The organism is Mesorhizobium sp. LSJC269B00, assembly GCF_000502815.1.
Classification (GTDB): Bacteria; Pseudomonadota; Alphaproteobacteria; order Rhizobiales; family Rhizobiaceae; genus Mesorhizobium.
Genome location: NZ_AYVN01000009.1, coordinates 164,789 through 177,995, shown reverse-complemented (window position 1 = coordinate 177,995; position 13,207 = coordinate 164,789). Strand labels below are relative to the sequence as shown.

At 62.8% G+C, this 13,207-nt stretch carries 12 protein-coding genes; 4 read left to right on the top strand and 8 right to left on the bottom strand.

Translation table 11 applies throughout. The annotated features are described in order from the left end of the window. Positions 1–2: 2 nt before the first annotated feature. From guaD to X771_RS143965, 3 genes are all read left to right on the top strand, one after another. Complete coding sequence (guaD, locus tag X771_RS143955) at positions 3–1,319, top strand: guanine deaminase (protein WP_023689253.1); 1,317 nt, start codon at positions 3–5, stop codon at positions 1,317–1,319. Between the two features lie 310 nt (positions 1,320–1,629). Beyond that, a complete protein-coding gene (locus X771_RS143960) occupies positions 1,630–2,136 on the top strand; it encodes a heme-degrading domain-containing protein (protein WP_023689252.1) in 507 nt (168 codons plus the stop codon). Between the two features lie 167 nt (positions 2,137–2,303). Further along, on the top strand, positions 2,304–3,584 hold the full coding sequence (locus X771_RS143965) for a glycerate kinase (RefSeq protein WP_023689251.1): 1,281 nt from the start codon (positions 2,304–2,306) through the stop codon (positions 3,582–3,584). A gap of 276 nt (positions 3,585–3,860) precedes the next feature. Here X771_RS143965 and X771_RS143970 read toward each other — a convergent pair whose 3' ends face one another. The 4 genes from X771_RS143970 to X771_RS143985 all read right to left on the bottom strand — a co-directional run bounded on the left by X771_RS143970 (position 3,861) and on the right by X771_RS143985 (position 9,491). Continuing rightward, positions 3,861–5,330, bottom strand: a complete 1,470-nt coding sequence (locus tag X771_RS143970) for a UdgX family uracil-DNA binding protein (protein ID WP_023689250.1) — start codon at positions 5,328–5,330, stop codon at positions 3,861–3,863. A gap of 2 nt (positions 5,331–5,332) precedes the next feature. After that, entirely contained in the window at positions 5,333–6,568 is a 1,236-nt protein-coding gene (locus X771_RS143975) for a putative DNA modification/repair radical SAM protein (protein ID WP_023689249.1), read from the bottom strand. Between the two features lie 119 nt (positions 6,569–6,687). Further along, entirely contained in the window at positions 6,688–8,073 is a 1,386-nt protein-coding gene (locus X771_RS143980; RefSeq protein ID WP_023689248.1) for a glutamine synthetase family protein, read from the bottom strand. 35 nt (positions 8,074–8,108) lie between these two features. Beyond that, the gene (locus X771_RS143985) at positions 8,109–9,491 is read right to left on the bottom strand and encodes an aspartate aminotransferase family protein (RefSeq protein ID WP_023689247.1); all 1,383 of its coding nucleotides are present in this window, start codon (positions 9,489–9,491) and stop codon (positions 8,109–8,111) included. A gap of 155 nt (positions 9,492–9,646) precedes the next feature. On the opposite strand from X771_RS143985, the gene X771_RS143990 reads away from it, so the two are divergent. Continuing rightward, positions 9,647–10,099: a hypothetical protein gene (locus tag X771_RS143990; RefSeq protein WP_023683507.1), complete on the top strand. Its 453-nt coding sequence runs from the start codon at positions 9,647–9,649 to the stop codon at positions 10,097–10,099. Position 10,100: 1 nt separating this feature from the next. On the opposite strand, the gene X771_RS143995 is transcribed toward X771_RS143990, so the two are convergent. The 4 genes from X771_RS143995 to X771_RS144010 all read right to left on the bottom strand — a co-directional run bounded on the left by X771_RS143995 (position 10,101) and on the right by X771_RS144010 (position 13,111). Then, a complete protein-coding gene (locus X771_RS143995; protein WP_023689246.1) occupies positions 10,101–11,075 on the bottom strand; it encodes a WD40 repeat domain-containing protein in 975 nt (324 codons plus the stop codon). A 111-nt stretch (positions 11,076–11,186) separates the two neighbouring features. Further along, the gene (locus X771_RS144000) at positions 11,187–11,714 is read right to left on the bottom strand and encodes a hypothetical protein (protein ID WP_023689245.1); all 528 of its coding nucleotides are present in this window, start codon (positions 11,712–11,714) and stop codon (positions 11,187–11,189) included. Next, positions 11,711–11,989 (bottom strand): DUF1778 domain-containing protein, encoded by a 279-nt coding sequence (locus X771_RS144005; RefSeq protein WP_023689244.1) that lies wholly within the window; start codon positions 11,987–11,989, stop codon positions 11,711–11,713. Before X771_RS144005 ends, X771_RS144000 begins: the two co-directional genes overlap by 4 nt. A 69-nt stretch (positions 11,990–12,058) precedes the next feature. Further along, entirely contained in the window at positions 12,059–13,111 is a 1,053-nt protein-coding gene (locus X771_RS144010; protein ID WP_023689243.1) for a GTP-binding protein, read from the bottom strand. Positions 13,112–13,207 lie beyond the last annotated feature (96 nt).

Below are 13,207 nucleotides of genomic sequence, written 5' to 3'. Positions count from 1 at the left end.
GGATGACCTCCACACTTCTGCGCGGCCGCACCCTAAGTTTTTTGCGCTGGCCCGAAGCCATCGACGACCATGCCGCCTGGCGCTATGAGGAGGATGGCGGCCTGCTGATCGGCGACGGCCGGATCGTTGCCGTAGGCAGCTACACGGAAGTCGAAAAGCAAGCGGGCGACGGTGCGAAAAAGATCGATCATCGGCCGCATCTGCTGCTGCCCGGCTTCATCGATGCGCATGCGCATTTTCCGCAGATGCAGGTCATTGCCTCCTACGGCGCCGAACTGCTCGACTGGCTGAACACCTACACCTTTCCCGAAGAGACCAAATTCGCCAACGCTCAGCATGGCCGCCGCATCGCCCGGCTGTTCCTGGACGAGATGGTGCGCCACGGCACGACGACGGTCGCCGCCTACTGCTCGGTGCACAAGGCGTCTGCCGAAGCGTTCTTTGCCGAATCGCATGCGCGCGGCATGCTCAACATTGCCGGCAAGGTGATGATGGATCGAAACGCGCCGGCAGGCGTGCTCGACACGCCGCAATCCGGCTATGACGATACGAAGGCACTGATTGCGGAATGGCACGGCAAGGGCCGCCAGCTTTATGCGATCACGCCGCGCTTCGCCATCACCTCTTCGCCCGAACAGTTGGAGATGTCGGGCGCGCTCTGCCGCGAGCATCCCGATCTGCATATGCAGACGCATCTGTCGGAAAACCACGCCGAAATCGCCTTCACGCAAAAACTCTATCCGCAGGCGCGCGACTACACCGATGTCTACGAGCAGTATGGCCTGCTGGGGCCAAAGAGCCTGTTCGGCCACTGCATCCATCTCTTGGAACGCGAGGCCGATGCGCTGTCGGACTCAGGCTCGGTGGCGGTGTTCTGCCCGACCTCGAACCTGTTCCTCGGCTCCGGCCTGTTCGATTACCAGCGCTTTCGGCGCCGCGACAAGCCGCTGCGCATCGCCGCGGCCAGCGATGTCGGCGGCGGCACCAACTATTCGATGCTGCGCACCATGGACGAGGGCTACAAGGTGATCGCGCTGACTGGCGAAAAGCTGAACCCGTTCCAGTCCTTCTGGCAATTAACACGTGGCAATGCCGAGGCGCTGTCTATGGCGGAGAAGGTCGGCACGCTGGATGAAGGCACCGACGCGGATATCACCGTGCTCGACGCCCGCGCCACACCGGCGATGCGGCTGAGGATGGAGACTGTGGAGACGCTGGCGGAGGAGCTGTTCCTGCTGCAGACGCTGGGCGACGACCGCGCGGTGCGCGAGGTCTATGTCGCGGGGCGGCCTGCCAAGAGTGATATAATCGCCGGTTAGGACCCATCATCCGCGCGGGACAAGATGATGATTGCGCCTGGTTGCCAAGTGGTTCCCCCACTCCGTCGCCGCTTCGCGGCGCCACCTATCCCCCTCCGAGGGTGAGGAAGGGAGCCTTTGCTTCGGAGGACGGGCGCCGGTTCGGACAGCTTGGCGCCCTTCCTCTACCCCGTCGATCGGGGGAGAGGTGTCGAGAGAAGCTCGAAGGAGTGGGGGGCGACCCTGGCGGGGCAAGACCACCACCGCGACGAGACCTTGACCGGGCGGAGCTTGTCGTACACACGATTTGTGATGATTTCGGAGAACAAAAATGGCCGCCGCGGACGACATCGCTCTGATCCAGAAACAGGAAGAGACGCTGGTCTTCCCGGCCTTCGACGAGGCCGTCGCCTTCAAGGTCGGCGCGGCGATCCGCGAGCGGGCGCTGGCCGAAAAGCTGCCCATCATTGTCGATATCAGGCTGTGGGATCGGCCGCTGTTTTATGCCGCGATGCCCGGTTCAAACGCCTCCAACCCCGACTGGGCACGACGCAAGATCAATGTGGTCAAGCGCTACCTCAGGAGCACCTATCGTCTGGTGCTGGAACAGCAGCGACCGGACCGCACCTTCAAGGTCGGCGAGGGGCTGGATATTGCTGATTACGTACTGGCCGGCGGCGGGTTTCCGGTGACTGTAAAGGGTGCCGGCGTCATTGGCGTCATCGCCGTCTCCGGCCTGCCGGAACGCCAGGATCATGGCGTCGTCGTCGATGCACTGTGCGATCATCTCGGCCTCGATCGGACACAATTGGCGCTGCCGCCGGAAGGTAAATCGTGACGTTGGCGCTGCCCCTCATCCGCCTGCCGGCACCTTCTCCCCGTATAGTGACGGGAGAAAGGACAAGCTCGAGCGCTGGCGATCCCCTCTCCCCGTCTTTCACGGGGTGAGGGTGAGGGGCAGCGCCAACGTTTGCTCATTTTGAAAACCGCCAGTTACGGCCAAGGATAACCGTGCTCGATCCCAAATCCTTTCTCATCTCGATCTTCAATGCCGCTGTTGCCGCTGCCGATCCTGAACGGACCATCAGGGATCATCTGCCGGCCAGGCCCAAGGGCCGTACCATTGTCATTGGCGCCGGCAAGGGCTCGGCGCAGATGGCGGCCGCGTTCGAGAAGGTGTGGGATGGCCCAATCGAAGGGCTGGTCGTCACCCGCTACGGCTATGGCGCCAGATGCGAGCGCATCGAAATCATCGAGGCGGCACATCCGGTACCGGACGCTGCCGGTCTTGAGGCGTCGCGGCGCCTGCTCGAAAAGGTGCAAGGGCTGACTGCGGACGACCTGGTAGTGGCGCTGATATCGGGCGGAGGATCGGCGCTGCTGCCGTCGCCTGCCGCCGGCCTGACGCTCGCCGACGAAATCGCCGTCAACGAGGCGCTGCTTGCCTCCGGCGCGCCGATCGCGGCGATGAACACAATCCGCAAGCATCTCTCGACCATCAAGGGCGGCCGGCTGGCAGCTGCCGCCTGGCCGGCCAAACTGGTATCACTGGTTGTCTCTGACATTCCCGGCGACAACCCGGCGCTGGTGGCCTCCGGCCCGACCGTGCCCGACTCCGGCAACCGCGCCGATGCGCTGGCCTCGATAGCGGCCTACGGCATGAAACTGCCCGACGCCGTCATGGCGCACATCAACTCGCCAGAGGCCGATGCGCCAGATCTGGATGACCAGCGCTTTTCACGCAATGAAGTGCACCTGATCGCCTCGGCTGGCGTGTCGCTGGAAGCGGCAGCCGCTGAGGCAAAACGGCAGGGCATCGAAGCCGTCATCCTCTCCGATTCCATCGAGGGCGAGGCGCGCGAGGTCGGTGGCGTGCATGCAGCCATTGCGCGCGAAGTGGCGACGCGCAACCGGCCGTTCAAAAAGCCGGTGCTGATCCTGTCCGGCGGCGAGACGACCGTGACCTTGCGGGCCCCTGTTGACGGAAAAAGGGGCAAGGGCGGCCGCAACTCCGAATTCCTGCTCGCCTTTGCCATCGGCATCAGCGGCGCGGAAGGTATTCATGCACTGGCCGCCGATACCGACGGCATCGATGGCTCGGAAGACAATGCCGGCGCCTTTGCCGATGGCTCGACCGTCTCGCGCATGCGTGCCGCCGGCGTCGACGCCAAGGCGATGCTGGCCGGCAACAATGCCTGGACGGCGTTCAACGCGATCGGCGATCTGTTCGTGCCGGGGCCGACGGGTACGAATGTGAATGATCTGAGGGCAATCCTGATCAGTTAATTCGGCCGTGGCGGCCGAAGTTTCCAACGTTGGATTCACGACCGTAGGTGATTGGCTGAAGCCACTCAGCTTCGTCATCCCTGGGCGAAGCAGGAGCGAAGCTCCGTCGCAAAGCCCCGTGTCCATTCCGTGATGTTAGCCGTCGAGCGCAGCGGAGCAGAATTCTGCACCGTAGCAGCGTGCAAACGTCGCGGCATGCATCCTCGGGTCTGCGCTGCGTCGCTTCCCTCCTTGCTCCGCCCGCGGATGGCGATGTCGCTGAGGCTTTCGCTCATCTCACGACCCCATAAGCCGCTTCACCTCTCTCATATCCCTGAGAAACCGCTCGCGCTCTGCCTCCTTGTCCGCCGGCTCATGAATACGCAGGATGAAGGAAGGATGGATGGTGATGAACACGCGCAAACCGTCCTCGCGCTCGATCACCTGGCCGCGCATTTTCGTCACGGCAATGGCCTTGCCCAGCAGCGACAACGCCGCCGTTGCCCCAAGCGCCACGGCGAGGTCCGGCTTGATCAGCTCAAGCTCCCGGCCGATCCACCAGCGGCAGGCCTGGACTTCGCCGGTATTTGGCTTCGAGTGGATGCGGCGCTTGCCGCGCGGCTCGAACTTGAAGTGCTTGACGGCGTTGGTGACGTAGACTTTTTGCCGGTCGACGCCTGCGTCATCGAGAATTGCATCGAACACTTTGCCCGCTGGCCCGACAAAAGGTTTGCCGGCGAGATCTTCCTGATCGCCAGGTTGTTCGCCGACGAAGACCACTTTGGCGTCATCCGGCCCCTCGCCGAACACGGTCTGTGTCGCGTCGCGCCAGAGCGGGCAGCGACGACAACCCTTTGCAGCCTCGCGCAAATCGGAAATCGTCTTGGCATCGTCTTCATCCGGCGCCTCGGCCGGCTCGGGCTTCGGCCAATGTCTTGCCTGCAGCTTGGCGTGGTGCGGCGCCGGCGTCGTCGGTTGTCTGGCAATCATGGCTATAGCGGCCTCGTCCGCTCCTGCGATCAGATCTGGAATGAGCGAGGCCTCGGGAAGGTTCCGCCAATATTTCTTCGGCATCTCCTTCTGCATCGCCTTCACCTTGAGCCGCGCCGGGTTGAAGATGTTTTCGAAATAGGTCAGCCACAACGCCTCGGTGTCGTCCTGATCGGGTGCATCGCCCTTGGCCGCACCCGGCCCGATGGCCAGCCTTTCGCCGTTCCAGTCGGCGGAGGCATAGGGCGTCAGGATGGTCCAGCGCATGCCGGTGAACCGCCGAACGAAGAAATCCGCGTTGCGCTCGACAATGAAATGCTCCGGCTCGAACCAGGCGACGTAGCGCTCGTTCTCGCCGTCGCCGATCTTCCGGAAGCGTACGAAGGCATGCATCTTATGGCTGTCGCGCCGCACCGCCTTTTCCATGGCTTCGAGCCGCCTGGTGTCGGGATCGGATGCGATCGCCAGCAGTTTCGGCTCGGTGCGCAGGCGCCAAAGCATCCAGTAGAGAAAGGCAAACCGGCCGGGGTCGGAGTGGCAGAAGGCGGTTTCGGCATGGGCGATGAACTCGCGCGGGACGGTAAGCTGCGCGCCCTCTGGCACCGCCGGCAAGGCATCTCGAGGGTCATTGGCGTCGGACCCGACACCCCAACTAATATCCTCAGGCCGGACCTCATTCAGCGTCAGACGCCGTGCCGCATCGCGCCAACCGGCGAAATCGGTCTGGCTCGCTAGCCGGACAGTGTATCGGGCAAGGTCGAGCTGGGCCGGCTGCATGGTCAAAACAGAGACAGTTGTTCGCAGGACTTTACGATCGTGTCGCGCAAGCCGGTCTTGTCCGTCAGTCTACCCGGCGACCAGCCTTCGGCGATGATGAAGGGCCTCAGCTTGGCGATCGAATGGCAGATCCGTCCGACATCTTCCAGCCGCATGTGTCGGTGGCGGCGGGTTTCAAGGATCTTCGCCACCACCTTGGTGCCCAGACCCGGAACCCGCAGCAGCGCTTCCCGATCGGCGCGGTTGATGTCGACGGGAAACCTCGCCCGATTGCGCAAAGCCCAGGCGAGCTTGGGGTCAATGGCGAGATCGAGCATGCCGTCGCTGCTGCCGGCGAGGATTTCCGGCTGCGAAAAGCCGTAGAAGCGCATCAGCCAGTCGGCCTGATAGAGCCGGTGCTCGCGCATCAGCGGCGGTTTCTGCAGCGGCAGCGACGATGACGAATCCGGGATCGGGCTGAAGGCGGAGTAATAGACGCGCCGCAGATGGTAGCTGCCATAGAGCCGCGCACTGGAGTGTAAGATACCGTCGTCGGATGTCTTGTCGGCGCCGACGATCATCTGCGTCGACTGACCTCCGGGCGCAAAGCGTTCGCGCTTCTTGGTCCTCAGCGTCGGCTCGGCTTTTTCCTCCATCTTCCGGCGCAGGTTCGCCATGGAAAGGCGGATCGTTTCCGGCTTCTTCTCCGGCGCCAGTTTCTTGACGCCCTCATCGGTCGGCAGTTCGACGTTGATAGACAGCCGGTCGGCGTAGAGCCCGGCCTGCTCGACCAGTTCGGCCGAGCTTTCCGGAATGGTCTTCAGATGAATATAGCCGGAGAATTTTTCGTCCAGCCGCAGCCGCCGCGCCACCTCCACCATCTCGGCCATGGTCTCGTCCGGGGAGCGGATGACTCCTGAGGACAGGAAGAGGCCCTCGATGTAGTTGCGCCGGTAGAAATCCATGGTCAGCTTCACCACCTCCTCGATGCTGAAGCGGGCGCGGCGCACATTCGATGACGAGCGGTTGATGCAGTAGCTGCAATCGTAAATGCAGAAATTGGTCAGCAGGATTTTCAGGAGCGAAATGCAGCGGCCATCCGGCGCGTAGGAATGGCAGATGCCCATGCCTTCTGTGGAGCCGATACCGCCGGATTGGAGCGAATCCTTCTTCGCCGAGCCCGACGAGGCGCAAGAAGCATCGTATTTGGCGGCGTCAGACAGGATTGCCAGCTTTTCACGGACGGTAGGTGCGCTCATCCGTTCATGATATGTTCTTGAAGGCTGCAGCGCCACCTCATTTGATGCAGGCGGCGAAAAAGTAATCGCCGCCTGATCGTCGGGCTAGCAGGACGACTGCCCGAGTTCCAGGCGGTCTCTCAGACCTCATGGAGGTAGAGGTGGTAATCCAGCTGGCTGACGGTGCGGGCGACGCGCAGATACTCCGACTGCTTGATCGCCACGAAGGTGCGATGCAGATCCTCGCCAAGCGCCTCTTTCAGGAAGCTCGAGGCCCGCGCCGCCTCGATCGCGGCGCGCCAGTCGACCGGCATGGTCGTGCGCGTGACGGCGGCTTCATAGCCATTCCCAGTGGTTTCGGGGCCGGGGTCGAGGCCTTCGTCCAGACCCTTGATGATGCCGGCCAGCACCGTTGCCGCGATCAGGTAGGGATTGGCGTCGACACCCGACGGCCGGTGCTCGATGCGCCGGTTTTTGGCGTCGCCCGCCGGGATGCGCAGCGCCACCGAACGGTTGTTGACGCCCCAGGTCGGCGCCACCGGCGCATAGGACTGCGAGACGAAGCGCCGCCAGGAATTGGCGTGCGGCGCAAACACCAGCATCGATTCGGCCATGGTCTGGATCAGCCCGCCGAGCCCCTGCAGCAGCGGCAGCGACCAGCTTTCGCCGCCAGCCTCGGCAAAAACGTTGCGGCCGTTCTTGTCCTGCAACGAAACATGGAAATGCATGCCGGAGCCGGCGTATTTTTCGATCGGCTTGGCCATGAAGCAGGCGGTGACACCATGGCGGCGCGCCTGCGCCCGCACCAGCCGCTTCAACATGACGAGGTCGTCGGCCGCCCGCATGACATCCTTGCGATAGTTCAGCGTCAGCTCGTACTGGCCGGGCGCGTATTCGGAAATCACCGTTTCGGCCGGAATGCCTTGCGCCTTGGCCGCGGCATAGATGTCGGAAAACAACGGCTCCATGCCGTGCAGATGGTCGACGGAATAGACTTCCGTCTTGGCCGAGCGGCGGCCGTCGAGCACGGCGTCCGCCGGTTTCACCTTGCCATCGGCATCGCGCTCATTGGCCAGCAGGAAAAATTCGAGTTCGAAGGCGCCGGCGGGATAGAGGCCCTTGGCCGCCAAGATGTCGACCTGCCTGGCCAGCGCCAAGCGCGGGTCCGACGACATTGGCTGTCCCTCGAGATGGTACATCGCCATCAGCAGCTGGCCGCGCGGCGGGTTGGTGCCGTAAAGCGGCACCAGGGTGCCGGGGATGGGCCAGGCCCTGAGGTCGCCGTCTCCAGTCGTCCAGATCAGCCCGGTTTCGTGCACATCCTCGCCGGTGATGTCGAGGCCGAGGATCGAGATCGGCATGTGGCGGCCGCCCTCGAAGATGCTTTTCAGCTCATGCCGGCGCACGATCTTGCCGCGGCCGACCCCGTTGGCGTCGGTCAAGACGATATCGAAGGCTTCGATTTCGGGATGGGCGTCGAGAAAGGCTTGCGCCTCGGCGGGCGTCGAGCCCGAAGGTGAAGTCATGATTAGTGTACTCGAGTTTGGCTTGGCAGCTTGTCTCATGCCGTCAGCCTTGCCGCAACCGTGGCGAAGGCGGTGATCAGCCGGTTGACCTGGGCGCCGGTGGTGGCCGGTGAGATCAGCATCATGTTGTGAAAGGGCGCGATCAGCACGCCCTGGTTGACCAGCGCGACATGGATAGCCGCCTCAAGCTCCGGCGCATGGGCAGTCTCGGCTTCGGCGCCGTTCCTGAGCGGGCCAGGGGCGCAGATGAACTCGACGCGGGCGCCGACGCGGGCGACATGCCAGGGCAGATTGTAGCGATCGATGACCCCGGTCAGCCCGGCATCGAGCCGCAGGGCGAGGCGATCCATCCGGGCATAATTCTCCTGCGTCATCACCTCTTCGAGCGTTGCGCGCATGGCTGCGAACTGCAGCGGGTTCGCCGACAGCGTCGTGCCCATGCCGGAATAGCCCGGCTCCTTGGTTCGATTGTAGTCGGCATAGCGCGAGGCGACCTCGTCGCTCATGCCCCACACGCTTGCCGGCACGCCGCCGGCGATCGGCTTGCCCAGCACGAACAGGTCGGGCTGCAGCCCGAATTTCCTGGTGTAGCCGCCGGGTCCAGTCGAAATCGTGTGCGTCTCGTCTATCAGAAGCAGCGTTCCGGCCGCGCGCGTCAGTTTGCGCAAGGCGTCGTGAAAACCCGGATCGGGCAGCACCATGCAGGAATTGGTCAGCACCGGCTCAGCAATGACGCAGGCGACATCCTTGTCCTTGAGCGCTGCTTGCAGCGCGGCGACATCGTTGAATTCAATGACCTTCGCCGTCTTGGTCAGGTCGCGAAACTCACCCGCCAGCCCCGGCCGATTCACGGGCTTGCCGTCGACCATCCGGACCATCGTCTCGTCGACCGAGCCGTGATAGCAGCCGTTGAAGACCAGTATCTTTTCGCGGCCGGTGACGGCGCGGGCGACGCGCAGCGCGAAGCGGTTGGCGTCGGTGGCGGTGGTGGCGATCTGCCAGAACGGCAGACCGAAACGCTGTGTGAGCAGCGGCCCGATGGCCAGCGCATCTTCCGAAGGCAGCATATAGGTCAGGCCGCGCCCGGCCTGGCGGCGGATGGCGCGCGCCACCGGCGGCGGCGAATGGCCGAACATCGAGCCGGTGTCACCGAGGCAGAAATCGTCCAGCCTGTTGCCGTCGATGTCCGTGATGGCGGCGCCCTTGGCGCTTTCGACCAGGATCGGGAATGGCGTCGGCCAGTCGTTCATCCAGTGCATCGGCACACCGCCGAAGAAGCCTGGCAGGCCGTTACCGACCTTGGCCTGCGATTTCGGCCGCGCCTTGCGGAAGGTGTTCGCCTCGCTTGTCCGCAATGCAGCGATGCGGTCACGGCTGATACCGTCGATGGATGCTTTTGAACTGTTCGTGCTGTGCATGAAATCCCTCTCGGCCGGCACACTACCCAATTGGCGACGGCAACCGCAATTGGCCGTGTTGGTGCCCTGCATTGGGTCAGCAGCAAGTTCGGCAGACTTGACCTTCCGGCGCAGTCGGGCGCCAATGCGATCGGGTCTGTGGTTTGGGGAGAAAAATGCGGACGATCATCTGCGCTATTGCGCTACTCTTGTCGGCCGCTGCGGCTTCCGCATCGGGCGGCGTCTGGTGTTCCGTCGATGACAAAGCGGTGCAATTCGAGGTCGGCGCCGGGGTCACCAGAGGTATGGGCGGCCCGACCTTCAATTTTCGCGGCGATCTCGAGATACTTGGCCGGCCGGAAGGCGACAGTCTGCGCAAGACCGTCTTCGAGGATTCCGACCTCACCCAGTACTGGCTGGACGACAAGGAGTTGCGGCTGAACGTCTACCACGAGCATCAGCTCGGAGATAAATTCAACTCTGTCGAACTGACGATCCTGACCAAGACCAGTGACGAGGGCGTCTATGACGGCCGGTACACGCTTGCCGTCTACGACAACGCCGCCGACACGGAACAGGACGGCAAGCCGAAAGAATTGACCGGCAAGGTGTCGTGCGGAGCCGAATAGGTCACGCCGAGATATCGATGACGCCGCAGTCGCCGGCGGCACTGCCGAAGGCGACCCGGCGCTCTTCCTTATCCCACATCATCGCGGTGATGGCGCCCTTGCCCGGGCGGCGCAACAGCACCTCTTTGGCATCGGTAAAGCGCACCGCCATGACCATGCCGTCATCATAGCCGACGGCGACGACATCCTGGCTCGGATGGCAGGCAACCGATGTCACCATGGCGTTGCCGCGCGTGCCGAGCTCCAGCGGCGCCTTGCCCATCGGGCCGTCCTTGCCCGAAAACGGCCAGACGATCGCCGCCGGCGCGCCGGAACTCGCCAGCCATTTGCCCTTCACGCTCCACGACAGGCTTTTGACCTTGCCGGGATAGCCGGTCATGCGCATGTGCTTGCCGTCGGCGAGCTTCCAGCCATGCAGCGCGTTTTCCTGCATGGTGGTGACGAGGAAGGCGCCATCCGGCGAGAAGGTGACGCCGGTATGGGCACCGGCCCATTCCAGCTCCACCGGCTTGCCCTCGGCGGCCGGGAAATGCAGCGTCGCGCCATTGTAGCGGGCGACGCCGAAGCGTATGCCCTTGGGGGAGAAGGCCAGCCCCTCGACCGAACGCGGATGGGCAAACTCTTTGGTCTTGCCGTCGGCAAAGCGCACGAACGCAGTCTTGCCTGTGGCATAGGCGATAGCGCCTTGCGGCCCGGCGGCGACGCTGGTGATCCACTTCTTGCCGGCGCTCGCCAATTCGCCGACGGTGCCACCTGCGGTGACAGCAAAAATCTTGCCGTCCTCGCCGCCGGTGATCAGGCGGTCGTTGGCGGCGTCATGGAACGTGGAGAGCAGGCCGTCATTGGCCTGAATTGCCTTGTGGCCGTTGTCGAGCCTATGAACTGTCCCATCGGCCAGCGCAAAATGCGGCACGTTGTCGAGGAAGACGGCGGCAAGGCAGTGACCTTCCAGGTCGAGGGGGGCAACTGTGGGCATGGCTTCCTGGGCGAAGGAGGTTTCGAATTTGTCTTGGCGACTTACTTGACGTTTCCCTCATCGGCAATCACCAGGGATTGGTGGCGGTCGCCAAAGGCAAGAAGGTAGGCATCAAAGCAGCCTCTTTGTTCGCAACTCCGTCGCGAAGGTCGCGAGCGGCATTATCAGCGTCAGCGGTTGGTCTAGAAGAGACTCTGCACCGTAGCCGGCATACCAACTCGCTGCCCGCTCGCTTTTGGCGTCAATGATGAGCAGGATGCCGCCGCCTTCGCCAGCCAGGCGTAAGCAGCGCAGCGCAGCGGCCGCAAGCAACTGCCCACCCAATCCGTGACCCGCAACACTGAGATCCGTCGCAAGACGTGCAAGCTTGAACCCAGAGACTTCGTGCCGCGCCAACCCTTTCGTCATCGCCGTGGGTACGGCGTCGTGAGGTACGGCAGACGGAGCAATTGTGTAGAAACCCAAAATCCGCTCCGGGGCTCTATCGTCTATTGCGCAAAAGGTCTTTGCCGCATTCTGCTCGTGGCTTTGTCGCGCGAACCTTCGCAAAAAATCGTTCATTTGCGTATCACCGCAATCAAACGAAGCCCGATCGTGCTGTTTAGTAATGGGCTGCTCATGCCAGGACGGAAGGGTCACAGCGTATCTGGCAAGGCGGCTATCGCCGCTCGAAGTTTAGCGTTGGGTTTCGGCGGGTTTTCCAACAGGTCGAGTATGCGTGCAAAATCACGATCGGATACTTTCGTAATCTCAGCCGCTTCGATAACAGCCTGCGCCTCGGGAACGATCCTGTTGAGGATGAAGTCGGCAACATCCTGGTTAGACAACGCAGCGGCGCGTGCAATCATCGCCTTATGCGCGGGCGCAATGCGAATCTGATAGCGCTCAGTCTTGTTGTCGGCGGGCCGCGGCACAAATTGTCTCCTCAACGTGATGTACACATCATATGTGTACATCACGCCAAAATCAACCCTCTGAGGCGTTTAGGCCGCCTGGCAGGCGTCAAAGCTCTTCTTCAGCCGCTCGGCGTCAAGCTCGCGGCCGATGAACACCAGCCGGCTCTCATGCTTTTCGCCGTCTTTCCAGGCGCGCTGGTGGTCGCCTTCGATGATCATGTGCACGCCCTGGATGACATAGCGCTCGTCGTCGCCCTTGAGCGCGATGATGCCTTTCAGCCGCAGGATGTTGGGACCTTCCATCTGAGTGATCTTCTCGATCCACGGGAAGAATTTCTTCGGGTCCATCTCGCCGCCGCGCAGCGACACCGACTGCACGGTCACGTCATGGATGTCGGAGGGATGCGCGTGATCGTGATGATGATGGTCGTGATCATGGTCGTGGTGATCGTGGTCGTGATCATGGTGGTCGTGATCATGATCGTGCGCCTCGAGAAAATGCGGATCGTTTTCCAATGCGCGCGACAGGTCGAAGGCGCCGCGGTCGAGCACTTCGGACAGCGCCACGCCGGCGCGCGTGGTGCGGTGAATCCTGGCCGCCGGGTTGATGGCGCGGATGGTCGCTTCGACCTTGGCCAGCTCTTCGGGCGTCACAAGGTCGGTCTTGTTCAGCACGACAACATCGGCAAACGCGATCTGGTCCTCGGCTTCCTTGGAATCCTTCAACCTGAGCGGCAGGTGCTTGGCGTCGACCAGGGCCACGACAGCGTCGAGTTTGGTCTTGGAGCGCACGTCGTCGTCCATGAAGAAGGTCTGCGCCACCGGCACAGGATCGGCGAGGCCGGTGGTCTCGACGACGATGGCGTCGAAGCGGCCGGGACGGCGCATCAGGCCTTCGACGACGCGGATCAGGTCGCCGCGCACCGTGCAGCAGACGCAGCCATTGTTCATTTCGTAGATTTCCTCGTCGGATTCCACGATCAAATCATTGTCGATGCCGATCTCGCCGAATTCATTGACGATGACGGCATAACGCTTGCCATGGTTTTCCGACAGGATGCGGTTGAGCAGCGTCGTCTTGCCGGCGCCGAGATACCCGGTGAGAACGGTCACGGGGATTTGCGTCTGTGCTTCGCTCATATCTTGCCTCGAAATGGCTGGGCCACGGAATTGCGGGCCGCAAGAAGGGATTGTTGGCCTGATATAGGATGTGTGCCGGCCTTTTGCACGAGGCAA

Coding starts and splice junctions, on each gene's coding strand:
- guaD (WP_023689253.1), top strand. CDS start 3: ATGACCTCCACACTTCTGCGCGGCCGCACCCTAAGTTTTTTGCGCTGG.
- X771_RS143960 (WP_023689252.1), top strand. CDS start 1,630: ATGGCCGCCGCGGACGACATCGCTCTGATCCAGAAACAGGAAGAGACG.
- X771_RS143970 (WP_023689250.1), bottom strand. CDS start 5,330: ATGCAGCCGGCCCAGCTCGACCTTGCCCGATACACTGTCCGGCTAGCG.
- X771_RS143975 (WP_023689249.1), bottom strand. CDS start 6,568: ATGAGCGCACCTACCGTCCGTGAAAAGCTGGCAATCCTGTCTGACGCC.
- X771_RS143980 (WP_023689248.1), bottom strand. CDS start 8,073: ATGACTTCACCTTCGGGCTCGACGCCCGCCGAGGCGCAAGCCTTTCTC.
- X771_RS143985 (WP_023689247.1), bottom strand. CDS start 9,491: ATGCACAGCACGAACAGTTCAAAAGCATCCATCGACGGTATCAGCCGT.
- X771_RS143990 (WP_023683507.1), top strand. CDS start 9,647: ATGCGGACGATCATCTGCGCTATTGCGCTACTCTTGTCGGCCGCTGCG.
- X771_RS143995 (WP_023689246.1), bottom strand. CDS start 11,075: ATGCCCACAGTTGCCCCCCTCGACCTGGAAGGTCACTGCCTTGCCGCC.
- X771_RS144010 (WP_023689243.1), bottom strand. CDS start 13,111: ATGAGCGAAGCACAGACGCAAATCCCCGTGACCGTTCTCACCGGGTAT.